Source organism: Haloleucobacter ellipsoideus, from assembly GCF_052491725.1.
Map to the genome: position 1 here is coordinate 242787 of NZ_JBQWAR010000020.1, position 24198 is coordinate 266984.

The 24198-nt window shown below is 65.1% G+C and carries 22 protein-coding genes; 12 read left to right on the forward strand and 10 right to left on the reverse strand.

Annotated elements, in window-relative coordinates; translation table 11 throughout:
* Positions 1 to 64 precede the first annotated feature (64 nt).
* Positions 65 to 1627, reverse strand: a complete 1563-nt coding sequence (gene xseA / locus ACT6QG_RS12970) for an exodeoxyribonuclease VII large subunit (protein ID WP_444977987.1) — start codon at positions 1625 to 1627, stop codon at positions 65 to 67.
* Positions 1628 to 1800: 173 nt separating this feature from the next.
* On the opposite strand from xseA, the gene purD reads away from it, so the two are divergent.
* Positions 1801 to 3069, forward strand: a complete 1269-nt coding sequence (purD, locus tag ACT6QG_RS12975) for a phosphoribosylamine--glycine ligase (RefSeq protein WP_444977988.1) — start codon at positions 1801 to 1803, stop codon at positions 3067 to 3069.
* A 111-nt stretch (positions 3070 to 3180) separates the two neighbouring features.
* Here purD and ACT6QG_RS12980 read toward each other — a convergent pair whose 3' ends face one another.
* The 5 genes from ACT6QG_RS12980 to ACT6QG_RS13000 form a co-directional block, all read right to left on the reverse strand.
* Positions 3181 to 3942: a lysozyme inhibitor LprI family protein gene (locus tag ACT6QG_RS12980; protein ID WP_444977989.1), complete on the reverse strand. Its 762-nt coding sequence runs from the start codon at positions 3940 to 3942 to the stop codon at positions 3181 to 3183.
* A gap of 56 nt (positions 3943 to 3998) precedes the next feature.
* Positions 3999 to 4415, reverse strand: a complete 417-nt coding sequence (locus ACT6QG_RS12985; protein ID WP_444977990.1) for a SufE family protein — start codon at positions 4413 to 4415, stop codon at positions 3999 to 4001.
* A 162-nt stretch (positions 4416 to 4577) separates the two neighbouring features.
* Positions 4578 to 4973: a DUF5330 domain-containing protein gene (locus ACT6QG_RS12990; RefSeq protein ID WP_444977991.1), complete on the reverse strand. Its 396-nt coding sequence runs from the start codon at positions 4971 to 4973 to the stop codon at positions 4578 to 4580.
* A gap of 196 nt (positions 4974 to 5169) precedes the next feature.
* Positions 5170 to 5724 (reverse strand): nucleotidyltransferase family protein, encoded by a 555-nt coding sequence (locus ACT6QG_RS12995; RefSeq protein ID WP_444977992.1) that lies wholly within the window; start codon positions 5722 to 5724, stop codon positions 5170 to 5172.
* A complete protein-coding gene (locus ACT6QG_RS13000; protein ID WP_444977993.1) occupies positions 5721 to 6197 on the reverse strand; it encodes a MarR family winged helix-turn-helix transcriptional regulator in 477 nt (158 codons plus the stop codon). Before ACT6QG_RS13000 ends, ACT6QG_RS12995 begins: the two co-directional genes overlap by 4 nt.
* Positions 6198 to 6741: 544 nt before the next feature.
* Here ACT6QG_RS13000 and ACT6QG_RS13005 point away from each other — a divergent pair.
* From ACT6QG_RS13005 to ACT6QG_RS13020, 4 genes are all read left to right on the forward strand, one after another.
* Entirely contained in the window at positions 6742 to 7557 is an 816-nt protein-coding gene (locus ACT6QG_RS13005) for an alpha/beta fold hydrolase (protein WP_444977994.1), read from the forward strand.
* A gap of 11 nt (positions 7558 to 7568) precedes the next feature.
* A complete protein-coding gene (locus ACT6QG_RS13010) occupies positions 7569 to 8321 on the forward strand; it encodes a maleate cis-trans isomerase family protein (protein WP_444978286.1) in 753 nt (250 codons plus the stop codon).
* A 559-nt stretch (positions 8322 to 8880) separates the two neighbouring features.
* Positions 8881 to 10197 carry an MFS transporter gene (locus ACT6QG_RS13015; protein WP_444977995.1) on the forward strand — a complete coding sequence of 439 codons (1317 nt, stop codon included), beginning with the start codon at positions 8881 to 8883 and terminating at the stop codon, positions 10195 to 10197.
* 153 nt (positions 10198 to 10350) lie between these two features.
* A complete protein-coding gene (locus ACT6QG_RS13020) occupies positions 10351 to 10968 on the forward strand; it encodes a flavin reductase family protein (protein ID WP_444977996.1) in 618 nt (205 codons plus the stop codon).
* Between the two features lie 119 nt (positions 10969 to 11087).
* Here the strand turns inward: ACT6QG_RS13020 and ACT6QG_RS13025 are convergent, their stop codons facing one another.
* From ACT6QG_RS13025 to ACT6QG_RS13040, 4 genes are all read right to left on the reverse strand, one after another.
* Positions 11088 to 11723, reverse strand: a complete 636-nt coding sequence (locus tag ACT6QG_RS13025; protein WP_444977997.1) for an isochorismatase family protein — start codon at positions 11721 to 11723, stop codon at positions 11088 to 11090.
* 89 nt (positions 11724 to 11812) lie between these two features.
* Entirely contained in the window at positions 11813 to 12844 is a 1032-nt protein-coding gene (locus ACT6QG_RS13030; protein WP_444977998.1) for a 2,5-dihydroxypyridine 5,6-dioxygenase NicX family protein, read from the reverse strand.
* A gap of 219 nt (positions 12845 to 13063) precedes the next feature.
* The gene (locus ACT6QG_RS13035) at positions 13064 to 13732 is read right to left on the reverse strand and encodes a TetR/AcrR family transcriptional regulator (RefSeq protein WP_444977999.1); all 669 of its coding nucleotides are present in this window, start codon (positions 13730 to 13732) and stop codon (positions 13064 to 13066) included.
* 76 nt (positions 13733 to 13808) lie between these two features.
* On the reverse strand, positions 13809 to 14222 hold the full coding sequence (locus tag ACT6QG_RS13040) for a MarR family winged helix-turn-helix transcriptional regulator (RefSeq protein ID WP_444978000.1): 414 nt from the start codon (positions 14220 to 14222) through the stop codon (positions 13809 to 13811).
* A 251-nt stretch (positions 14223 to 14473) separates the two neighbouring features.
* Here ACT6QG_RS13040 and ACT6QG_RS13045 point away from each other — a divergent pair, with 251 nt between their 5' ends.
* The 7 genes from ACT6QG_RS13045 to ACT6QG_RS13075 all read left to right on the forward strand — a co-directional run bounded on the left by ACT6QG_RS13045 (position 14474) and on the right by ACT6QG_RS13075 (position 24101).
* A complete protein-coding gene (locus ACT6QG_RS13045) occupies positions 14474 to 14965 on the forward strand; it encodes a (2Fe-2S)-binding protein (protein WP_444978001.1) in 492 nt (163 codons plus the stop codon).
* Positions 14958 to 18416 (forward strand): molybdopterin cofactor-binding domain-containing protein, encoded by a 3459-nt coding sequence (locus tag ACT6QG_RS13050; RefSeq protein WP_444978002.1) that lies wholly within the window; start codon positions 14958 to 14960, stop codon positions 18414 to 18416. The genes ACT6QG_RS13045 and ACT6QG_RS13050 overlap by 8 nt, the downstream gene beginning before the upstream one ends.
* A gap of 310 nt (positions 18417 to 18726) precedes the next feature.
* The gene (locus tag ACT6QG_RS13055) at positions 18727 to 19902 is read left to right on the forward strand and encodes an FAD-dependent monooxygenase (RefSeq protein WP_444978003.1); all 1176 of its coding nucleotides are present in this window, start codon (positions 18727 to 18729) and stop codon (positions 19900 to 19902) included.
* Between the two features lie 350 nt (positions 19903 to 20252).
* Entirely contained in the window at positions 20253 to 21224 is a 972-nt protein-coding gene (locus tag ACT6QG_RS13060) for an XdhC family protein (protein ID WP_444978004.1), read from the forward strand.
* 243 nt (positions 21225 to 21467) lie between these two features.
* Complete coding sequence (locus ACT6QG_RS13065; protein WP_444978005.1) at positions 21468 to 23015, forward strand: sensor histidine kinase; 1548 nt, start codon at positions 21468 to 21470, stop codon at positions 23013 to 23015.
* Positions 23012 to 23749, forward strand: coding sequence for a peptidoglycan-binding domain-containing protein (locus tag ACT6QG_RS13070; protein WP_444978006.1), 738 nt, complete (start codon positions 23012 to 23014; stop codon positions 23747 to 23749). The genes ACT6QG_RS13065 and ACT6QG_RS13070 overlap by 4 nt, the downstream gene beginning before the upstream one ends.
* A 7-nt stretch (positions 23750 to 23756) precedes the next feature.
* Positions 23757 to 24101 (forward strand): DUF1491 family protein, encoded by a 345-nt coding sequence (locus ACT6QG_RS13075; RefSeq protein ID WP_444978007.1) that lies wholly within the window; start codon positions 23757 to 23759, stop codon positions 24099 to 24101.
* The last annotated feature ends 97 nt before the right edge of the window (positions 24102 to 24198 follow it).

The window sequence follows — 24198 nt, forward strand, 5'->3', positions numbered from 1 at the left end:
TCGCCGGCTGAAAAGACGCGGCAGGGGCAAACGGCCACTCTTCCAACCCATGCCCCGCCCCGACTCACGAGAAATCGAACAGGGTCTGCGCCTCACTTCCAGCCTTGCGCTTGCCGGAGGCACGGACCGAACGCCCCGCCGGATCAGGACCGGAGGACGGAGAGGATGGCGGAGAGGAGGACGGGCCTCCGGCATCATCCAGCGCCTGAACAGGGCGGCGCCCGTCAGCAAACTCCAGCTCCAGCCACGCACCCGGCGCGAGAGACGCGGCACGACGCACCATCTGCCCATCCGCATCGCGCACCAGCGCGAAGCCGCGTTCCAGAACGCCCTGATAGGACAAGGCCCGCAGAAGCTGCGCCACCCCCTCAAGACGGCGCCCGCGCTCATGAAGCTGCCGCTCCAGCGCCCGCCGGGCGCGCGTCATGGATGCGGCCATCTGCGCGTTCTGTCGCTGCCATTCGCGTCGCTGGATCATGGTGGCCGAGCGAAGGCGGCCGGCACGGGCCTCCAGCCGCTCGCGCGCCCGTTCCAGCCGGTTGCGCAGGGCCTCGGGCGAAAGGCGGGCCGAGGCGCGGGTGAGGCGCAGGCGATGCGCGCTGGCATTGGCCTTCAGCGCCCGCGGCAGGCGATCTGCCACCTGATCCAGTCGCTGGCGGGGAATGGCGAGCAGGTCTTCCGCCCGCGGCAGCAGGCGCGACAGGGCCCGCAGCTCCGCCCGTCTGCGCTCCAGCAGGCGCACGGGCGCAATCGCCAGCCGGGCGCCCAGCCCCTCCACGGCCGCGATCAGGTCTGCCCGCACGGGTACCACCATTTCCGCCGCCGCCGTGGGGGTGGGCGCGCGCACATCGGCCGCGAAATCAATCAGCGTGACATCGGTTTCGTGGCCCACGGCAGAGATCAGCGGAATGGCGCTTTCCGCCGCGGCCCGCACCACAACCTCATCGGAAAAGCCGAGCAGATCCTCCAGCGCGCCACCACCGCGCGCCACGACAATCACATCCGGCCGGGGAATCGCCCCCCCTTCCGGCAGGGCATTGAACCCCCGGATGGCGGCGGCCACTTCCTCACCGCTCGTTTCCCCCTGCACCCGCACCGGCCAGACCAGCACCCGGCGGGGAAAACGGTCCGCCAGCCGGTGCAGAATATCGCGGATCACCGCACCGGTCGGTGAGGTGACGACGCCGATCACCTGCGGCAGGAAGGGCAGCTCCACCTTGCGGGTGGCATCGAACAGTCCCTCGGCCGCCAGCCGGCGCTTGCGCTCCTCCAGCATGGCCATGATGGCCCCTGCGCCGGCGAACTCGAGCGATTCGATCACGATCTGGTAGCTGGATTTACCCGGATAGGTGGTCAGACGGCCAATCGCCACCACTTCCAGCCCCTCTTCGGGGCGCACGCGCAGGCGATTGAAATTGCCTTTCCACACCACGGCATCGATCCGCGCGCCGGCATCCTTCAGTGAAAAATAGGCATGGCCGGATGAGTGCGGCCCGCGATAGCCGGAGATTTCCCCCCGCACCCGCACATGGCCAAATGCATCTTCCACCGTGCGTTTCAGCGCTGAGGAGAGCTCCGAAACGCTCCATTCCGAAGCATTGCCCTGCGCGATGACGCCATCCACCATTGAACAAACCCCTGCCCTGCGGACCCGCTGGCCCAAGCTGGAAGCATAGCGCGCCATTCTCCCATGCGGCGAGCGCAGAACCAAGGGTCTTGTTTGAATGGTCCCGAGCCGATAGCCAGACAGGCACCAGCCAGAATGGCGCTCAAGGGCAAGCTACAAGGGGAAGACGCCGCATGAACATCCTGCTGCTCGGTTCGGGAGGGCGTGAGCACGCCCTTGCGTGGAAACTGGCCCAGAGCCCCTCCGTGGGGCAGTTCTACGCCATGCCGGGAAATCCGGGCATCGCACAGCATGCGGAACTGATCGAAGGCATCCCCCTCTCCGCTCATGACACGCTCGTGACCTGGTGCAAGGATCATGGCATCGAGCTGGTGGTGGTGGGCCCGGAAGCACCGCTCGTCTCCGGGCTGGTGGACAAGCTGGAGGCTGCCGGCATTCCGGCCTTTGGGCCACGTGCGGCGGCAGCCTGCCTTGAAGGCTCCAAGCTGTTCACCAAGGAGCTGTGCAAGGCCAACGCCATTCCCACCGCTGCCTTTGCCCGCTTCACCAATGCCGCCGATGCCGCGGCCTATGTGCGCGCCGAGGGTGCGCCGATCGTGGTGAAGGCCGATGGCCTGATGGCCGGCAAGGGCGTGGTGGTGGCCCTCACGACAGATGAGGCCGTGGCGGCCGTGGAAGGCATCTTCGCCAGTGGCGGCACGGAAGTGCTCATCGAGGAATTCATGACCGGCGAGGAGGCCAGCCTCTTCTGCCTCGTGGATGGCGAAACCGTGCTCCCCTTCGGCAGCGCGCAGGACCACAAGCGCGCCTTTGATGGCGATCTTGGCCCCAATACGGGCGGCATGGGCGCCTATTCACCCGCCCCCGTGCTGACAGAGGAGCTGGAGCGCCGCGCCATCGAGGAGATTGTGCGCCCCACGGCAAAGGCCATGGTGGCCGCCGGCACCCCTTATCGCGGCGTGCTCTATGCCGGGCTGATGCTGACCAGCGAAGGCCCCAAGCTGGTGGAATATAATTGCCGCTTTGGTGACCCTGAATGTCAGGTGCTGATGCCCCGCTTCCGGGGAGATCTGCTGGAGGTGCTGCACGCCACCGCCACCGGCCGGCTGGCCCAGATCACCCCGCAATGGTCAGATGACAGCGCCATCACTGTCGTCTATGCCACGCGCGGCTATCCCGGCCCGCATCAGGTCGGCAGCGAGATTTCCGGGCTGGATGCTGCGGAAGCGGATGAGAATGTGCTGGTTTTCCAGGCCGGCACCAAGCAGAAGGGCACCAAGCTGGTCTCCAATGGCGGGCGGGTGCTCAACATCACCGCCACGGGCTCCAGCCTTGGCGAGGCGCAGGCCCGCGCCTATGCGGCGGCTGAAAAGATCAACTGGCCAGACGGGTTCTACCGTACCGATATTGGCTGGCGGGCGCTGGGCAACGCGAAAGCCTGACCCAAAAGCCGTCCATGATGATCAGCGCGCCGGACCAGCTTGCCGGCGCGCTTTTCCATGGGCGCAGATGCCTGAACCGATACAGGTCCCGGCAGCTTGAGGAGAAGGGGCTCAATCCACAGCCGGAGCGGTGGGATGCAGCCATACGCCAAGCTGGGGCTCCGGCCCTTCGGGCACGGGCGCGGCTGCCACAGGCTGGGCAGGCGCGGAAACGCCGGGCGCGCCGATGGGCGGGGGCCGCCGCACCGGAGCTGCCGCCTGTGCCACCGATGAGGGCGGCGCCACCCTGTAGCGCTGCTCCAGATCATCCGCCCGCGCCCTGTTCATGCGGATGAGACACAGCGCGCGATGCTCGAAATTGCCGATCCCGCGGGGCCCCTCGAAGGGCGCGACGCTCTGGCAATCGAAATTGCGGAAGATGATGAAGCGATACTGCGCCTCATCCAGCTGCTGCCGCCACATGACACGCTGCGCCGGAGACAGGTCCGAGCGCCCGGAAATGAAGGTCATGGCCCGGCTCAGCGCCGCTTCCAGCGCCTGCTCGCTGGTGCGGGTGGCATCGAACAGGCAGCGATTGTAATCGCGCGGGGCGACCTGATCGCGCGGGCAGATCTCCTCCGGCTGCCAGGGGTCATCCTCCGGCACGGCATCCTCAAGCCCGGCAGATGCGGCGGATGATGCATGCGCGCCCTGCCCTGCATCAGCGCCGGTTCCGGACTGCGCAAGCCGGGCCTGCGCCCATGCCGGCTGGATGGAGAGTGCAGGCGGCATGCCCATCAGGGCCGGAACCAGCACCGCGCACCACAGGGCAACCCGCACCGGAGCGATGGGGAATCTGTGCAGCATCTTCATCCCGGCCTGCTTCAGGGGCATGGCATACTCCAGGGCAGCGCCATTACGGCAGATTCAGTGCAGGCAAGCCGACCCGCTCAAGAGGCCGCGCTGGCATAAGCGCGGATGCGCTCCACCATGGAGCGCAGGCCATTGGAGCGCTGCGGTGTCAGATGGCCCTCCAGCCCAATCTTGCGGAAGATTCCCAGAATATCCATATCCAGAATCTCCTGCGGTGTGCGGCCGGACACGAGCATCAGCAGAACCGACACCAGCCCCCGCACGATATGGGCATCCGAATCACCGAAAAACTCCAGCACGGGGCCATCCGGTGTCTCGCGTCGCTCGCAGATCAGCCACACCTGGCTTGTGCAGCCCTGCACCTTGTTCTCATCGGTGCGGGCATCTTCCGGGAAGGGCTTGAGCTCCTTGCCCAGCGCGATCACGTGGCGATAGCGATCTTCCCAGTCATCCAGAAATTCAAAGTCGGCGACGAGTTCGTCGATATCCACCATGTAACGGCCCTCTGCCCATCCCTCACGCCCGGGCAGAGGCGCGCGGATGGTTTGTGCGTGCAAGACATGCACGCCCTATAACGCCTTTGGGGCGCTGATAAAAGAAATCCGGCGTTCGGCATGGCGGCCGGACGCCGGATGGAACGGGGTTGAAACGGGCCTTCAGCTTGGCCGCTGTGCGCCATCAGGGCCGGCATGGGGCGCGGGGCCAACCGGCTGGGCCTTTTCTCCGCCCCCCCATACCGGGGAAAGATCATCCGCCTTCAGACCCGTGCCTTCCGCGCTGGCGGCAGGGGTCCCGTTCTGGCTGCTCAGCGCCTCGGCGATCCATTGCGCGCCGGCCTGCGCCTTCTCCGTCAGATGGGAGACCATCTGCCCGCCAATGGCGCATGCCTGCGGCTGGCGCTCGCAGAAGCCGGAAGCATCCGCCACCACCGCCTGCACGGCGCCGAACGCGTCGAACACGCTCACATCCTGGCCCGTGGTCCCCTTCAGGCCCAGCGGCAACAGCAGAAGCAGCAGGGCGATCCAGAAGGTCATGCGTAACAGAAAGAACATCACGCCCTCTTGAACGGCTCGCCGCGGACACCCCGCGGCTCCGCCATCATATCAAAAGCATGACCGAGCCGGGGGATGCGGAAACAGGCTTTTCAAGACATCGTTAAGATGGCATGCCGCATCGGATGCGGTGACGCACAATGAATTGAAATATAATAACAATCTGAAACATTGACACCCAGACGGCGGCTGGGCGTCAGGCCCCGTGGACCAGATCGGCCGGCAGGTCCACATCGGCGCAGGCCAGCCTGTCCACCTCCATCAGGGAGGTCGCCGGCAGGGAGCGGATGAAGGCCCGCGCGCCCCTGTCTCCCTCCGCCTTCAGAAGGGCTTGTTCAAAATCTTCCGCCACCAGCAGAAGCGGCGGCATGCGCACGCCATCACAGATGCAGGCCACGCTTTCATCGCGCTCCAGCATCTGCCGCAGCATGGCGGGGGACACATTGGGCATGTCCCCGAGGCAGACCAGCAACCGCCCGGCCTGCTGCTGCCGGGCAAAGGCGATGGCGGCGCGGAAGGATGCGGCCATGTCCTGCCCCGGCGCAATGGTCTGGTGCCCCATGCCCGGCGGCAGCTCCTGCACGATTTCCGGGGCGCAGATGATGGCCGTCGTCACATCGCAGCCGGCCTCAATCAGCGCCTGCGCCGCCCAGCGTACCAGCGCCTGCCCCCGGAAGGAGGCCAGAAGCTTGTTCTGCGGGCCGAAGCGCCGCGATGCCCCGGCGGCGAGCAGGACGCCGACACGCCTCATGGCTCCCCCGTTTCCTCATCCAGCATGCGCCGCAATGTATAGAGCAGCGCGGTGCGCTCGACCGGGTTCAACGGGCCGAATGTCAGCTCGGTAATCCGTGCGGCGCAGGGAATCATCTGCTCCAGAAGGGCGGAGCCTTGCGCGGTCAGGGTGGTCATCACCTTGCGGCCATCCTGCTCATCCTTGAACAGGGCGACCAGACCGCGCTTCTTCAGCCGGTCTATCACCCCGCGAATGGTGGCCTGATCGACCCCTGTCGCCTTCACCAGCTCACCCTGGGACTGTGCGCCCCCGTCGCGCAGGGCGCAGAGTGTGGAAAACTGCACGCTGGTCAGATGCGCATCACAGGCATTGTTCTGAAAGATGGCCAGATGGCGCTGATAGGCCCGGCGCAGCAGATAACCGACCTGATCGGAAAAAACATAGCTGTCCTCGGCCTCGCGCTGCCGCGCAGCGGAATCAGGCTCCTCCACTGGCTCCCCCCTTGTCCATTCACGTAGCGCTCTGCCTAACAGCTTCCGCGACGGGCCGGCAAATCCTGCATCCGCGCGGGCCGGGCAGAACCCGCCTGCCTACAGTCATCCGCCCCGGCCTTCCGCACAAGCCAAGCGGGCCAGCCGGGCCGGGCCGGAATCTCGCTTTCCACAGCGCGGACAGGCCATGTTTTCCCGCGCCGCCGGAATTGCAGGCGCTGCACGCCACGCGCCGGAGAAATAAGGCATGCACTATTAATGTCTTATGGAAAGCACCGGCGAAAACCGCATGAAAAGGCGGCAATCCGCTTATTTTATTGGCATTTGAAGGCAATTTACACGCTATCCAGTCTCTTGCGCAGATGGATAAATAGTGCATACAATATATCAAATAAGGCGGAACCGAGAGCAAACCTACATTCTCGCATAAACGCCACAACAGGAGGATGATCAATGTCAAAAAGACCCTGTAATGCAGCGGTCGCGACAGGAGCTGCCTGTTGCGGACACGTCCTCTTGTGGATAACCCAGTGAGGCTTGCAGCATGACCACCATCCAGCCGACCGGCCACAACATTCAGGCGAACGGCATTCGCCATCATTTCCTGCGCTATCCCGGCCCGGGTGCGCCGCTCGTTCTCGTGCCCGGCATCACCAGCCCGGCCATCACATGGGGCTTTGTCGCCGAGCGTCTGGCTCAGGTGTTCGACACCTATGTGTTCGATGCGCGCGGGCGCGGCCTCTCCTCCAGCGGCCCGGGGCTCGACTACAGCCTCGATGCCATGGCGGATGACCTTGTGGCCATTCTGGCCGAGCTGAAGCTGGAGAATGCCGTCATTCTCGGCCATTCCATGGGCGCGCGCATCGCCATCCGCGCCGCCGCGAAGGACGATTCCCGGATGGGGCGTCTGGTGCTGGTCGATCCGCCCGTCTCCGGCCCCGGCCGGCGTGAATATCCGGCCAGGCTGCCCTGGTATGTGGATTCCATCCGCCTGGCCGAGAAGGGCATGGATGCCGAGGCCATGCGCGCCTTCTGCCCCACCTGGACCGAAGAGCAGCGCGCCCTGCGCGCCGAGTGGCTGCACACCTGCTACGAGCCGGCGATCGTCACCGCGTTCGAGGGCTTCCATACCGATGACATCCATCAGGACCTGCCGAAACTGAAGGTTCCCTCGGTCCTGATGATCGCCAGCCGTGGCGGCGTGATCGAGGAAGCCGATGAGGCGGAAATCATCACCCTCAATCCCGCCATCCGCAGCACCCGCGTTCCAGACGCAGGCCACATGATCCCCTGGGATAATTTCGACGGTTTCTTTGATGCCCTCGACATTCTTCTTGGAACATCTTTCGGAAAGAAGTGATCCGCACCATGATCAAGACCTATCGCATCGGCCAGATTGTCCCCAGCTCCAATATCACGATGGAGACGGAAATCCCCGCCATGCTGGCCGCCCGCCAGCTCATTCGTCCTGATGAGCGTTTCACCTTCCATTCCGCCCGCATGCGCATGAAGCATGTGACGAAGGAAGAGCTGGCGGCCATGGATGCCCAGTCCGACCGCTGCGCGCTGGAGCTCTCCGATGCGCGCGTGGATGTGCTCGGCTATGCCTGCCTCGTCGCCATCATGTCCATGGGCCATGGCTATCACCGCGAAAGCCAGAAGCGCCTTCAGGCCGTCACCGCCGAGAATGGCGCGCCGGCCCCCGTCGTCACCAGCGCCGGCGCGCTGGTGGAGGCGCTCGATGTGATGAAGGCCAAGCGCATCGCCGTCGTCGCGCCCTATATGAAGCCGCTCACCAAGATGGTGATCGACTATATCCAGGCCGAGGGCGTGGAGGTCGTGACCCATCGCGCTCTGGAAATTTCCGACAATCTGAAGGTTGCGGCACATGACCCGGCCAATCTGCCGGGCATCGTGGCCGAGCTGGATACGTCCGGCGTGGATGCCATCGTGCTCTCCGCCTGCGTGCAGATGCCCTCGCTCGCAAGCGTGGCCAAGGTGGAAGCCCAGACCGGCAAGCCCACCCTCACCGCAGCCATCGCCACCACCTATCAGATGCTCAAGGCCCTGGAGCTGGAGCCCGTCGTTCCCGGCGCCGGCGCCCTTCTTTCCGGCGCGTACTGAGCCATTTGTGAAACGCATGGGCCGGCGCCCCTTCCGGCCCATGCGCCATGGACCCGCGGACCGGACACCGGGCCGAAACAGCCCCGCCTCCGCCCCCTTTCGCGGCAATGCCGCGGGAGCAAGCCCCGGTGATGACGGGCAATCGCCATCATCCAGAAGATCTGCCCCGCCACCGGGAACCATGAATAGTCCTTGCCTGGCATCCCGCTGGTACAGGCCCCCGAGGGGGCTGAGAAGACACAAGAGAAGCAGACCCGCACTGTCCATATTGCGGATCACAGTATCGCATGCATCAACGATGAAAACATGCGCACGGGAACTTGCGCCTGAAGACTTAAGAGGCTCACAGAAAGCCCGAGGTTTTTTGAACGACTTCTAATGGTCCAGGGATTTCGCGGTTCAACCTGAAAAAGGTTGGCCCGCCTCTTGCCTCCAGTGTGTACTCGGCCTGAACTGGGCCGAGTCTCTCCCTGTCGGGGGATCCGTCTGCCTTCCGGAACGGCCCCCAAGTCGCAACCCGGTCTCCGCGCCAATATTCAAATTTCATAGGGAGTACTCGATGTCATCCTCCAAGCTCACCATGGAGCAAGGCATTCAAGCCGCAGGGGTCGGGAAGTTCCAGTACCGCCTGTTCGTGATTTTCGGCCTCGTCTGGGCAGCCGATGCCATGCAGGTGCTGGCCATCGGCTTCTCCGTGCCATCCATTGCCCGCACGTTTGATGTCTCCATCCCGGCGGCCCTGCAGACCGGCACGATGTTCTTCATCGGCATGCTCATCGGCGCCTTCGTGTTCGGCCGTCTGGCCGACAGGATCGGACGCCGGCCGGTGCTGATGATCGCCATCCTGATCGACGCCTTCGGCGGCATTGCCTCGGCCTTTGCCCCCAGCCTGGAATGGCTGTTCTTCCTGCGCCTGGTCACCGGTATCGGCGTGGGCGCCACATTGCCTGTCGATTACACCATGATGGCCGAGTTCCTGCCCTCGGACCGTCGCGGCCGCTGGCTGGTGCTGCTGGAGTCCTTCTGGGCGGTCGGCACCATCGCGATTGCCGTTCTGGCCCTGTTCGCCGAAGGTCTTGGCAATGATGCCTGGCGCGTCATCTTCTTCGTCACCGGCATTCCGGCGCTCATCGGCGTGGTGCTGCGCTTCTATGTGCCCGAGTCCCCGCACTTCCTGAACAATGTCGGGAAATCGGAAAAGGCGCGCAAGGTTCTGGAACGGGTTGCAAGGGTCAATGGCAACAACAATACCATTGGCGAGCTTCAACCCGGAGAGATGGCCAAGAAGTCCATTCTGGCGCTGTTCTCCCCCACCCTTGCCCGCCGTTCGGTGTTCCTGTTCCTGGCGTGGTTCCTGATCTCCATCTCCTATTACGGCATCTTCGTGTATCTGCCGGTGCGCCTCTCGGCGGAAGGCTTCGGCTTCATGCGCGGCCAGCTCTTCCTCGTGATTGTCGCCATCGTGCAGCTTCCGGGCTTCGCCCTTGCCGCCTATGGCGTGGAGAAGTGGGGCCGCAAGCCCACCCTCGTCGGCTTCCTGCTGCTGAGCGCCGCCGGCTGCCTTGTCTACTCGCTGGGCCAGACCCCGCTGATCGTCGTGGGCGCCACGCTGCTGATGAGCTTCGCGCTTCTGGGCACCTGGGGTTCGATCTACGCCTTCACCCCGGAGATCTATCCCACCAACCTGCGTGCCAGCGGCATGGGCACATCGGGCGCCATCGCCCGTGTGGGCGGCCTGCTCGCCCCCTCGATCATCGCCCCGGTCATGGCCACCAACTTCAACATGGCCCTTGGCGTGATCTCCGCCTTCCTGCTCATCTCCGCCATTTCGGTGTGGATGATCGATGCGGAATCCCGCAACCAGGTTCTTGAGTGATCTTCTGAACCTCCCGCGCTCCGCCGCAGGCTTGCCGCCGGCAGGCGGGGCGCATATTCCAGAACCGGTACCCGCCGCCCCCGGCCCCTGTACGGAACGCCAGTTCCGGTGAAGGGTCCGGGGGCGACCTGTTCATGAGGAGGCCCCCGGCACATGTTCTACCGCACGGCAGAAGGCCACGGCCTGCCAAGAGATCCGTTTTCCGCGATCGTTTCCCCGCGCCCCATCGCCTGGATTTCCAGCCGCGGCGCGGATGGCGCGACGAATCTTGCGCCCTATTCCTTCTTCAACGCCATTGCCTACAGCCCGCCGCAGATCATGGTCTCGTCCATCGGCCGCAAGGCTGACAGGGAGAGGGGCAAGGACAGCTTCTCCAACATCTCGGAAACGGGTGTGTTCTGCGTGAACATCGCCGGCTTCGACGATCGCGAGGCGCTGAACCAGTCTTCCGCCGATTATCCGCGCGAGATCAGCGAGGCGGAGGCGCTCGGCCTTCAAATGGCGGAATGCGAAACCATGTCCTGCCCGCGCCTTGCCCGCGCGCCCGCCTCTCTTGAATGCCGGATGACACAGATCATCGAGCTGGAGGGCGAGCAGAACCTCATGGTTCTGGCGCGCGTGGAGGCCATTCATCTGCGCGATGACTGCATCACGGAAGAAGGACGCTTCGATGTGACCCGTTTTCGCCCGCTGACCCGCCTCGGATACATGGACTTTGCATCCATAGACAGCGTGTTCCCGATGAAGCGGCCGAAGGTGGATGCGAAATAGGCCCGCACGCCAGATCCACTCCACCTGAAAACGCGGCCATGCCGGCCTGAAACAATGAGGGGCGCGTTCCAGCCCGGAACGCGCCCCTCTTCACGCATGCCACCCGAACGGGCGCATCATCAGCCGGCCTTTGCAGGCACCGTCCCGAGCCATGCGAGGATGTCATCGGCATCCGTCACATCGGCATATTTCTGGTGCATGTCATACAGATTGGCATCATGCGGGGCCTGTGCCCGGTCGGCGCAGCAATCGCGCGGCACCAGCACATTGAAGCCGGCCTGCACCGCATCCACCGTCGAGGCCCGCACGCAGCCCGAGGTGGTCGCCCCGGTCACGATCAGCGTGTCGACGCCAGCGCTGGTGAGCAGCCCGGCCAGATTGGTGCCGAAAAAGGCCGATGCCCCCTTCTTGGTGATGATCGTGTCCTGCGGCTGGATGCCGGTGGCGGCATCGATCTCCACAAGGCGAGAACCTTCCAGCAGCGCGGCCATGCCGGTCGCCTTCTTCAGCCAGGCCAGCTTGTCGAGCTCGCCGGGATGGTAGGCAATGGCAGTGTAGATGACCGGAAAACCCTTGGCCCGTGCGGCATCGGTGATGCGCCTTGTAGCCGCCATCTGGGCCGACATGTCGGCGGCGGTGGGATATTGGGTATCGGTAAAACCATAGGTGAAATCGATCACCACAACGGCCGGGCGGGTGCCGCGCGGCACCGGGCGGCCGAAGCCGGCCTGATTGTAAACTTCGGACTGGGACATGTTCCGCTCCATTCATGGCGAAGCCGCCCCGGCAAGGGGGCGGCCCTGTTGCATGTGCAGGGGCTCCGGCCGGGCCGGAGCCTGCGGCCTCAGCCGCGCTTCATCTGGATGTCCTTCACCACGATATCCCCGTCGATGACGATCGGCTCATCATCAAGGAAGAGCGAGCAGTCGCGCATCGGGATATCGAGATGGCAGGCGGTGTCGTTCGGGCCACCCAGCTCGTTGTTCGGGCCGGTGGAGAACATCACATTGCCATAGAAGCTGCGCGGCTCCATGCCCATGCCGCCGGGGAAGGCGCCGGGGGTCATGTTGTGCCACTTGGCATTGGGGTTCATGCCCCAGCCCACATGGCTCATGCCCTTGCCGCGCTCGTCATTGAAATCGGCCATATAGGCCTTCACCAGCTCGGCATCCAGCCCGCCGCGGATGTCCTGGATCCAGCCCTTCTCGATGGTATAGATGATGGGCTCGCGCACATACATGTTCTGCGGCAGCAGCACATCGCCCGGCGCCACCACGATGGTGCCGTCCACGCCATCATCATCACCGCCGGTGAACACGAAACCGGAGGGCCAGTGGTCCCAGCGGCCGGGCTCGTCGGTGCAGGCATATTCGGTCAGGGTGGGATAGGTGTTGAGCTTGTAGGTCACATCCGTGCCATGGCGGGAGGTGATGCGCATCACCTTGGCCTTGGCGAGGATTTCACCGGCGATTTCCACCTTCTCGCGCAGCTCCTTGGTGGGGAGCATGCGGGCCAGCAGTTCCGGCGGCTCCACGGCCGTGAGCACACGGGTGCCCGCGGCCTGAATGGCCATCTGCTCGGGGGAGAAGAGCAGGAATACGCAGTCGATCAGCATGTCCACCTGCTTCAGCGCCTCGACCGCCTCGGGCAGCGCGGCAAGGCCGGTGACCCCCACAGCCCATGCGCCCACCGGCGGGGGAGAGGGCAGACGCATGTGATACATGCGCGCGCCGAGCATCTGGCCGGCGGCCATGAAGGCATCGGCATAATCAAGACGCTCATTGCCCTGTGTGAGCACGACGAGCTTTTCGCCCTCATGCACACCAGACATCTTCAGCTGGTGAAGACAGATCTGGGTAAAACTGGCGTGATCCATCGGCGACCTCCCTCTCATTCCCGTCACATGCGGCGCGGGGCGGGTGACCTCACCTCTCCCCTGCTGGTGTCAGCATAAATTATCCTTCTGCATAATTTCAACCGGAAACTCGCAGCCGGCACCGCTGGCAGTGCGCAAATGTGAGGCACGGGGGGAAGGCGGAAAACAGCAACAGGCCGATGCCGCGCGGACAATTGACAGGCCGCGCGCCGGCCCGCCTCACGCCAGCGGCGCGCTCATGCCGGCGGAGAGGAAGCGCACCAGATGATGCAGCATCGCCTCTTTCCCGATCGCGCCGATCTGCCCATCGCTCATGTCGTCCAGCCGGCCCAGATCATTGAGCATGAACAGATAGGTGCCCACCAGAAAGGCCATGCGCAGGCTGATGGTTTCACGCGGAATATGCGGCAGCGCCGCGGAAAGGGCGGTGATGAACCGCTTGACCGATTCATCATAGACCTCGCGGCGCAACTGGAGGGCATGCTCTTCCGGCTCGGCATGCAGGCGGGCCTGAAGCCGCACAAAGGCTTCCCCGCCCGGCCCGCTATATTTCATCTCCCATTGCGGGAGCAGATAGGCATGGACGATCTGCGAGACATCCGGCTGCGCCTCGCGGGCCAGAAGCTTGTCCAGCAACAGGTGCCGGTGCATGGACAAGGTGCCGCCGCGCCGGCGCACCACCTCGTCGAACAGATTGGCCTTGGTTTCAAAATAATAGCGGATCAGCGCCTGATTCACCCCCGCGCGCGCCGCGATATCGCGCACCCGCGCCCCGGCAAACCCCTGATCGGCAAAGGCCATTTCCGCATGGTCGAGAATGGTGTCACGCAGGTCCACCCCGTCCTTCGGGCGGCCCGGCTTGCGTTTTGCAGCGGTTTCTTCCTTCACGCGGCGCTCCCCCCTCTCCCGGTTCCGGCCGGCGCCCTGATGCCGGGGCCGGATGCAAGGCCTGGCATGGCTCTGTTCAGCACAGGCGCTGCAACAGCTTCAACAGGGTTTTCTGCTCGCGCGCATTGAGCGGGGACAGGGTATCCGCACTCACCTGCTCCATGCGCGGCATCACCTGCGCCACCAGTGCACGCCCCTCTTCCGTGGCGGAGAGCAGATGACGCCGCCGGTCCACCATATCCTGCTCCATGCGGATGAGGCCGCGCGCCACCAGCCGCGAAACCACACCCTTGGTGGTTGCCGCATCCATGGCCACCATGCGCCCCAGCGCATTCTGGGACACCGGCTCGCCGGCCTTGACGAGGCGGAAAAGCGTGGAGAACTGCATGGCTGTCAGTTCACCGGCGATATGCTCCGCGAAAATCGTCAGATGCCGCTGATAGGCCTTGCGCAGAACAAAGCCGACCTGATCATCCAGTTCATAATCCATGTGCTTTCGCCTCGTCAGGTCACGGGCGGGAGTTTTACCCCCTCGGCCCGCCGGGGCAAGGCGATAATTCCCCCTCAGGGCCACGCGAATCAGTGGAGTGCCTATCTGTAAGGCGGGTGCACATAATGGCGTCAGGAGCGATTTTCGGCTTGCTCCCGGCGATGTGATCGAGACATAAATTCATTTGTATACATTCAATCTTGAAGTCTATTACTATCGGCCAAATCCTGTTGGGAGGCAGGTTTCGCCACATGAACATCCAATTCTCCATCAACCGGCGGGCTGTGGAGGTTGAGGTCGATCAAAGACGGCTTCTCCTTGATGTGCTTCGTGAAGAGTTTGGCCTGCATGGTCCCAAATATGGTTGCGGCCTCGCCCAGTGTGGCGCCTGCACCATACTGGTGGATGGTGCGCCGGCCCGGGCCTGCGTGTTGCGCGCCTGCCATGTGCAGGGCCGCGAGGTGACCACGCTGGAGGGGCTGGCCGATCCGCAGACAGGCGCGCTGCATCCCGTGCAGCAGGGCTTTGTGGAAGCCGAGGGCGCCCAGTGCGGCTATTGCCTCAATGGCATGGTGATGATGGCGGTGGCGCTGCTGGAGCGCGAGCCGAACCCGGACGAGGAGCGCATTCGCGATGCCCTTCGCCATAATCTGTGCCGGTGCGGCACCCACAAGGACATCATCGCCTCGGTCCGCCGCGCGGCCGAACTGATGGCCGCCCGGCAGGAGGACACCCATGTCTGAACGCCCGGACGGCCTCATCACCATCTATGATGACCTGCCCGCCGGGCGGGCCAACCTCCTGCAGATGGATGCCGCCGGCATCGCCACCGGCTTCAACGGCCATGTGGATCTGGGCACCGGCATCGAGACCGCCCTCGCCCAGATCGTGGCCGAGGAGCTGGACCTGCCGCTCGCCAGCGTCCGCATCATTCTGGGCGATACCGCCCTCACCCCGGACCAGGGCCCGACCATCGCCTCCGAGACCATTCAGGTCGCCGCTGTCCCCTTGCGCCTCGCCGCCGCGCAGGTGCGCCAGATGCTGCTGGTGGAAGCCGGGCTGCGCCTGAATGTGGCGCCGGAGGATCTGGCCCTTGCAGAAGGCGTGTTCAGCACCGGCGAACGCGCCATTTCCATGGGCGAGCTGGTTTCAGGCCAGAACCGTGTGGTGCGGCTGGACCGCGCCACGCCGGTGAAGGACCCGAACAGCTATCACATTGTCGGCCGCAGGACCGGACGGCGCGACCTTGGCGACAAGGTGACCGGCGCTTTCACCTATATTCATGACAAGAAGATCGATGGCCTGCTCCATGGCCATGTGGTCCGCCCGGTTTATGCGGGGCGTGATTCGGGCGATTTCATCGGCCGCAGCCTGATCTCCTTCGATGAATCATCCGTCTCCCACATGCCCGGTTTCGTGGCCGTGGTGCGCCATGCCGATTTTCTGGGCGTGGTGGCGCACACCGCCGCACAGGCGCAGCGCATTGCCGAGGCGCTGGATGTGCGCTGGAGCCTGCCGCCCGAACTGCCGGACATGACCGACATTCCCGGCACGCTTCGCAGCGCGCCATCCACCCCCCGCCTGCTGGACGACCGGGGAGACTACAAGCGAGGCATGGCCGAAAGCCGCTTGCGGCTGGAACGCACCTATGTGTGGCCCTATCACGAGCACGGCTCCATCGGTCCCTCCTGCGCCATAGCGGATTGGAACAAGGGCAGCCCCATTGTCTGGAGCGGCACGCAGAACCCGCACATGCTGCGGGGTGATCTGGCCACGCTCATGGAGCTGCCGCCCGAAGCCATCGAGATCCGCCGTCTTCAGGCCGCCGGCTGCTATGGCCGCAATTGCGCGGATGATGTGTGCGGTGATGCACTGCTGCTCTCGCAAGCCGTCGGCCGCCCCGTTCGGGTGCAGCTCACCCGCGAGCAGGAGCATCTGTGGGAGCCGAAGGGCGCGGCCCAGCTCATGGATGCGGCGGGCGGACTTTCCGAAGACGGCTTCGTGCATGCCTACAAGCTGGATACCTGGTACCCCTCCAATCGCGGCCCCAATCTCGCGCTGCTGCTGACAGGGCGCGTCTCGCCCGAGCCGCGCCCGTCCGACATGGGCGACCGCACCTCCATTCCGCCCTATCGCATCCCCAATCTGCACATCACCGTGCATGACATGGCCCCGCTGGTGCGCGCGGCATGGATGCGCGGCGTCTCCGCCCTGCCCAACACCTTCGCCCATGAAAGCTTCATGGATGAAATGGCCTATGAGGCGAAGGAGGACCCTGTCGCTTTCCGCCTCAAGCATCTGGATGACCCGCGCAAGGCCGAACTGGTCACCCGCACGGCCGAGGCCGCCGGATGGGAGCCGCATGCCGGCCCGCGTCTGCGGCGCGAGGGACGCATGGCCTATGGCCAGGGCTTCGCCTTCGCCACCTATGTCCATGGCACCTTCCCCGGCACGGCGGCAGCATCCGCGGCATGGGTGTGCGATGTGACGGTGGATGTGGAAACCGGCGAAGTGCATCTCACCCGCGTGTTCGTGGGGCAGGATCAGGGGTTGGTGATCAATCCCGATGGCGTGCGCCAGCAGATCCATGGCTGCGTGGCGCAGACCGCCAGCCGTGTGCTGCGCGAGGAAGTGACCTTCGATTCCATCACCCCCACATCCAAGAGCTGGGCCACCTACCCCATCCAGACCTTCCCGGAAGTGCCGCAGATCGAGACCATGCTGATCGAGCGGCCGGGCGATCCGCCCCTCGGGGTGGGGGAAAGTGCCGCCGTGCCTTCGGCGGCCGCCATTGCCAATGCCATTTTCGATGCGACAGGCGTGCGCCTTCGGGCCGCGCCCTTCACACCCGAAAAGGTGCGCGCGGCGCTGGATGAGGCCGGCCTGCGCGGACCGGACATGCAGGCCCGCGCTCTGGCCGCGCCCGATTCTCCGGCCCGGCGCACCCGTTCCGGCTGGTTCGAGAAACTGCGCCCCGGCCGGCTTCTGGGTGCGGCCGGGGCCCTGGGCGGCGCGATCACGATCGGGGCCATGGCCCTGCCCATCGCCCGCGCCCTGCCCCCCACCCCGGCTCCGGCGGCGTCCAGCTTCTCGCCCGCATTGCTGGAAAAGGGGCGGCTGGTGTTCGCGGCCGGAGATTGCGGCGTGTGCCACACAAAGGAAGACGGGCTCCCCAATGCCGGCGGAAAGCTGATGGAGACCCCCTTCGGCACGGTCTACACCACCAATCTCACCCGCGACCCGGAAACCGGGCTGGGGCTGTGGTCCTATGAGGCATTCACCCGCGCCATGCGCCATGGCATCAGCCGGGATGGCAAGCATCTCTACCCGGCCTTCCCCTACACCGCCTTCGCGAAAATCTCCGAAGACGACATGTTCGCGCTCTATGCCTATCTCCAGACGCTGGAGCCCGTGCATGCGCCGACACCGCAGGCGGAAATGCTGCCGGGCGTGAATCTGCGCCCCCTGAATGCGATGTGGAACACGCTGTTCCATGACGCCGCTCCCTTCCGGCCCGATCCGGCGCGCTCCGAGATCTGGAATCGCGGCAAATATCTGGTGGAGGCGGCGGGCCATTGCAGCGCCTGCCACACCCCGCGCAACATGCTGGGGGCCGAGAAGAACAGCAGCGCCGCCTATGCGGGCGGGGATGTGCATGGCTGGTGGGCGCCGCCTCTGGCCGGCACGGCCGCGGGTGCGCGCGGATGGGATGAAGACAGCCTCTTCGCCTATATGCGCACCGGCCTTGCCCCCGGCGTGGCGGTGGCCTCCGGCCCGATGGCGGAGGTGGTGCACAGCCTGCACGACCTGCCGGATGAGGATATCCGCGCCATGTCGGTCTATCTGGCGACCCTGCTCCAGCCGGCCCCTGCCCATGCGCCTGCACAGGCAAGCGCCCGGCCCCTGCCCGGCCCGGCCTCGCGCCTGTTCGAATCAGCCTGCGCGAGCTGCCATGAGCCGGCCATTGCCGACATGGTGACAGCCGCGCATGAGCCGCTGTTCCGCTCCGCGGCAGTCCGCGCGCCCAATCCGGAAGCGCTGCGCATCGTCATCCGGCAGGGAATCACCGCTCCGCTGGGTACGACCCTGCGCGACATGCCCGCCTTCGGCTCCGAGTTCCAGGATGCGGAGCTGGACCAGCTCGTGCGCTATGTGCGTGCGCGATATGCGCCGGACCTGCCGGCGTGGGACTGACCCCCATGCGCCGGTTCCCCGGCGCATGGGTCTGCCAGAACGTGATGTGAGCGAACACCGCCCGGAACCAGTTCCAGATTGAGGCCGGGCATCGGGATGCAGGCGCTTTCATGCCCGCACCAGTCGCCTTCGCTCCCGCTGTGAAACGGACATGCCGCCCTGGCCGGAGCCCTTCCGGCCAGGGCGGCCGGCCGCCTGTCCACCCCCCTTTGAATGCACTGCAAACCAGCATGATGACTGGATTTTCGGCTTGCAAAAAGTTTGTTTGTACGCAAACAATAATTCCAACAACACCAATGAGGTTTGCCCCATGAGTTCCGCTGAATCCCGTACCGTTGGAAATGGTTCCGCTGAGACTGTCGACATCGCCGTCATCGGCGCGGGTCTTGGCGGGGCGGCGGCTGCCAGCCTGCTGCTGAATGCCGGCCTCGATGTGCACTGCTTCGAGCAGAGCCCGGTCTTCACCCGCCTTGGCGCCGGCATCCATATCGGCCCGAATGTGATGAAGATCTTCCGCACCATCGGGCTTGAGGACAAGCTGTCCGAAATCGGCGCGCACCCCGATTTCTGGTTCTCGCGCGATGGCCGCACCGGCGACTATCTCTCCCGCATTCCGCTCGGCGAGTTCGCGCTGAAGGAATATGGCGCGCCCTACATCACCATCCACCGCGGTGACCTGCATGCCGAGCAGATCAACATCATCCCGCAGGACCGCATCCATTTCGACCATCGCCTGACCGACATCGAGGATCGCGGCGATGACGTGCTGCTGACCTTCGCCAATGGCCGCAAGGTTTCCGCCAGGCTGGTGATCGGCGCCGACGGCATCAACTCTGTCATCCGCGAGAAGCTGCTGGGTGTCGAGAAGCCGCGCTTCTCCGGCTGGGTGGGTCACCGCGCCTTGCTCAACATGGACAAGCTGGCCGCAAGCGGGCTGGATTTCGAGCGCTGCACCAAGTGGTGGTGGGAAGCCTCGCGCCACATCATGGCCTATGCCACCAAGCATGACGGCAGCGAATACTACTATGTGACCGGCGTGCCGGTGGGCGGCGAGTGGGAGCACGAGACCAGCTTCGTCGAATCCTCCCGCGAGGAGATGGAAGGCATTTTCGGCGGCTCCCACCCCGTGGTGCAGGCCCTGATCGACGCCACCGAGGAGGTCACCCGCTGGCCGTTCTGGAACCGCGATCCGATGAGCATCTGGAGCCGCGGCCGCCTGTGCCTGCTGGGCGATGCCTGCCACCCCATGCGTCCGCACATGGCGCAGGGTGCGTGCATGGCCATTGAGGATGCCGCCATTCTGGCCCGCGCCCTCAAGGAAACCGGCACGGAAGACTACGCCACCGCCTTCAAGCTGTATGAAGACACCCGCCGCGAGCGCGCCACCAAGGTGCAGACCATCTCCAATGCCAATACCTGGCTGAAGCAGCCGGAAGATCCGGCCTGGGTCTATTCCTACGACGCCACCACCGCGCCGCTGGGCTGATCACACATGGACCATGGGGCCGTGCCCCGCCCCATGGTCACTTCCCCCTTGCGGAAGATGCCCCTCACCCGCAAGGGGGCTTTTCACAGAATGACCTGCCCGGTGCCGGATGCCTTCCATCCGGGAACACCCGCCGGATGCACAGGGGAATGGTCCGGGCCGGGAAATATGTGACCAAACGGTCACTTTTTTGAAGTTTCCCGTTCATTCGCCACAAAAGCTGCGATAGAGTTTTCCGACTGCCCGTTCGGACTTGCCTCTCATCCACGGCACCACTTGAGCACAAGCTGTGGCGCACCATGTGAAAGACAGGGCCGTGCGGGGCGATCTGGCCTTGAGGTGGAACAGCAATGCCCCTGTCTGTCACACATCCTGCTCTTGTCGATCCGTGGGACGCCGCCCAGCAGGGAGGCTCGGGCACGGTCATGGCCATTCTCACCGCCACCCATGGCCCGGCCTATCGCAATCCCGGCGCTGTCATGGCCATCTTTCCCGATGGCCATTATGTCGGCGCCATCACATCCGGCTGTATCGAGGCCGATCTCGTTCTTCATGCGCAGGAAGTGCGCGCCAGCGGGCAGCCCAGACATCTGCGCTATGGCGAGGGTTCGCCTTTCATAGACATGCGCCTCCCCTGTGGCGGTGCGGTGGAAATCGAGCTCGTCCGCATTCAGGATCATGACGTGCTGGCGGATCTGGCTGCCGCACGCCGCGCGCGCCATTCGGTCTCGCTGCGCATCTCGCCGCAGGGGCGTTTCTCGCTCGCGGACTGGAAGCCCACCGGGGCGGATGGCCAGGACTTCCATATCGGCTTTCGCCCGCCCATCCGTTTCGTGGTGTTTGGCGCGGGGCCGGAAGCCTCGCTCTTCACCAGCCTCGTGCGCAGCCTTGGCTATGACCATGTGCTGATCTCCCATGAGGAGACCAGCCTGAACGCCGCCCGCGCACTGGGCTGTCAGGTCAGCAAGCTTGTCCGGGTGCCTGATCTGGATGCGCTGAAGATCGACGCCGACAGCGCCGCCGTGCTGTTCTACCACGATCATGATTATGAGCCGGCCATATTGAGCTATCTGCTCACCACGCCGGCCTTCTATATTGGCGCGCAGGGCAGCCGTTCCACCCAGCGCACGCGCCTGATGCGCCTTGCGGAAATGGGCGTGAGCGAGGAAGCCATGAGCCGCGTGCGCGGCCCCATCGGCCTCATTCCCTCCTCGCGTGATCCGCGCATGCTCGCGGTTTCGGTTCTGGCCGAGATCATCGGTATCGGGGATGCCATGCGGGCGGGCACCGTCTGCGCATCCTTATCCCCGCAGAAAGCATAGGGCGCCCGCGCCCCACTGCCCTTCTCCCATGCTCCTGCTCCTCCGCGCCGGACCGCCCGGCACGGATGATGCCGCGCGCATTTTCAAGTCTTTCCAGAAACGAGAGCAAGACATCGTTAATGCTGGCAACTATCTGCCTGTCCCGTTTAGCATTCGCTTAAAGGCTGAGTGCCACCCTGCCCACATAGTCAGGACATGCGACAGCGGCCGCGCCGCTGGAACGGATTTCCAAAAGGGGGCGTGGTGGCTCAGTTCGGGACAGATGGTGTGGAGGGCGCAGCCCTTATGGCCATGCCGCAGCAGGAGGCGGAGCGGAGCGTGTTTCCGCGTCTGGCCACGCTTGCACGTCTGGCCACGCTTGGCCGCCTCATGGCCATCACTCTGGGTATATTGGGGTTTCTGGCGCTTGCCAGCGTGACGATCGTGCTTCTGGGGCAAGCCAGCGGCCTGCTGGTGGCCAATACGGTGGATACCGTGTTCCTCATGGGGGTTGGCCTTCTGTGTGGCGCCCTGGCGGTGCTCTCGGCGGGACTGAACCGGGCCGCGCGCGGGGCCTGCGAGGCCGAGCAGCAGGCCGGCGCCATTCTCATCACGGTTCATGACCGGCTGGGCGCATCCTGCGCGGTGGAACTGCATGGGCAGGCCTTTGCCGCCAGCAGCCCCGCCAGCCTGCAGGGTACCGCTCTGTTCGAGCGTGTTCTGGTGGCGGACAGGCCCGCCTTTCTGGCCGCCGTGCGCGGCGCGGCCAATGGACCGGTGACCTGCGCCATACGCCTGCGGACGGACGTCGATACGGCGGGCGGCGCCGGCTTTCTGCCTCTGGAGATCCGCGCCCTTCCCCTGCCGGATGGCCGCGTGCGGGTGATCTGGCGCGAAGCCCTTGCCTCCCGCCAGCAGGTGGATGCCGAGGCCCGCGCCCGGGCGAATGCGGAAGAGGCCAATGCCGCCAAGAGCCAGTTTCTGGCGGCCATGAGCCATGAGCTGCGCACCCCGCTCAATGCCATTCTGGGCTTTTCGGAGCTGCTTTCCACCGAGGCCGGCGCCCCGCTGGATGAGGCGCGCAAGGCTGAATATGCCCGCATCATCCATCAGAGCGGCCAGCACCTGCTGGGGCTTGTGAACGATATTCTGGACCTCTCCCGCGTGGAGGCCGGCGCCTATGTGCTGGAAGGGGAGCAGGTGGATGTCGCCGCCCTGGCCTCAGGCTGCATCACCATGCTGGCCGTGAATGCGCAGCAGGCCGGAGTGGCGCTGCATCTGTCCTCCAGCCGGCGGATGCCGGTGATGATGGCGGACCAGCGCGCCCTGCGGCAGATCATGCTCAACCTGATGTCCAACGCCATCAAGTTCACGCCGGCGGGCGGGCAGGTGCGGGTGTCGGTTCATAACCGGGGCGATGATCTGGTACTGCGCGTGCGTGACAATGGCCCTGGCATGAAGGCGGAGGATGTGGCGCGCCTTGGCGAGCCCTTCTTCCAGGCGGGAGACCGCATCCAGCAATCGCGCGGCAGCGGCCTGGGGCTGGCCGTGGTGAAGGGGCTGGTCAATCTGCATGGCGGCAACTTCAGGGTGCAGAGCGCGCCCGGCAAGGGCACCAGCGTCACCATCGTGCTGCCGCCGCCGGGCCGCATGGAGCCGATGGAGACCGCCCGTACCGCCACCATCGTGCCGCAGAGCGCCATGCGCGAGGAGAGCCGCGCCCGCCCGGCAGAGACTGAAACCAGCAGCGTCGTGTCGCCTTTCCCCTCCTCCCGCGGCACGCGCAAAACACGTGCAAGGAGGATGGCATGAGCTTCCACCACACATCCGGCGCGATGACACCGGACCTGCATGCCCATCATGATTTTCCTGACCCGCGCGCGAAGGTCGGACGGCGCATGCGGTTTCTGGATTTTTGCGCGGCCGCCTTTCTGGCAGCCGCGGCACTGGCCGTGATCGCGAACGTGCTGGTGTTTCAGTCCGGCCGGCCGGCCTTGCGCGCCATGGCCGCCAAGGTCATGACGGGCAGCATTGAAACAGCCGCGGAAGAGGTCTCCCCGCCGGTGGAGACCGCAGCGCCTGTGTTCACCTCCATTCCCCTGCCCGCGGCGCGGCCGGAGCGCACAAGGCGCACCACAGCCGCAGCCGGCGAGGAACATCTGGGTATCCTGACCTCCAGCACGTCCGTCTCGAACATGGGCTCCACGCTTGTTCCGGTGCGCCCCCATGAAACGGATGTGCAGGGGCTGACGACGCCGAAGCGGATTTCAAACCTGCGCCCGCCCGCCAATGTGGGGGATGCGCCCACGGCCGCCGGCGTCATCCGCCCCCCGCAGGGCCTGCCGGTCTCCGATCGCACCCGCACGGTGCAGCGCGCCCTTGCGAAGCTGGGCTATGGCCCGCTGAAGGTGGATGGCATGGAAAGCGTGCAGACCCGGCAGGCCATCCAGCGCTTCCAGCAGGACCGCAACCTGCCCGTGGATGGGCAGATCAGCACCCGGCTGATGAAGGAACTCTCCGCCGTTTCCGGCATGAAGGTGCAGTGAGGCAGGCATGCGGTTGAAAAGCGCGATCTTCGTCTCCGCCCTGCTGCGCCGTGCACAGGTGGAGGGTGCCTATGCCATGGTGGTGCGCCGTGGCGCCGAAGAGGCCGGGGCCATCTTCGTGAAGGTGAATGCGCTGGATGGCACCGCCGCGCTTTACGGCCCCGCCCTTCAGGGCATCTTTGACGAGGAGACATCCGGCCAGCGCATCTTCAGCCCCCTCCTGCCGCCCGGCAGCCCGGAGGCGGATGTGGAGGCCCGGCTGGCGCGGGAAATCCGCTTTGATCCCGACATTCATATCGTCGAGATCGAGGACCGGCAGGGCCGGCATTTTCTCGATCTGGCGGAAGACTAAACATCCCCCGGCCCGGGCGCATGCGGCCGGAACGGGACGATTTTAACCGATGTGAAACTTTTTAGCGTGCGCGGCGTTATGTCCATGAGTGCCGGCC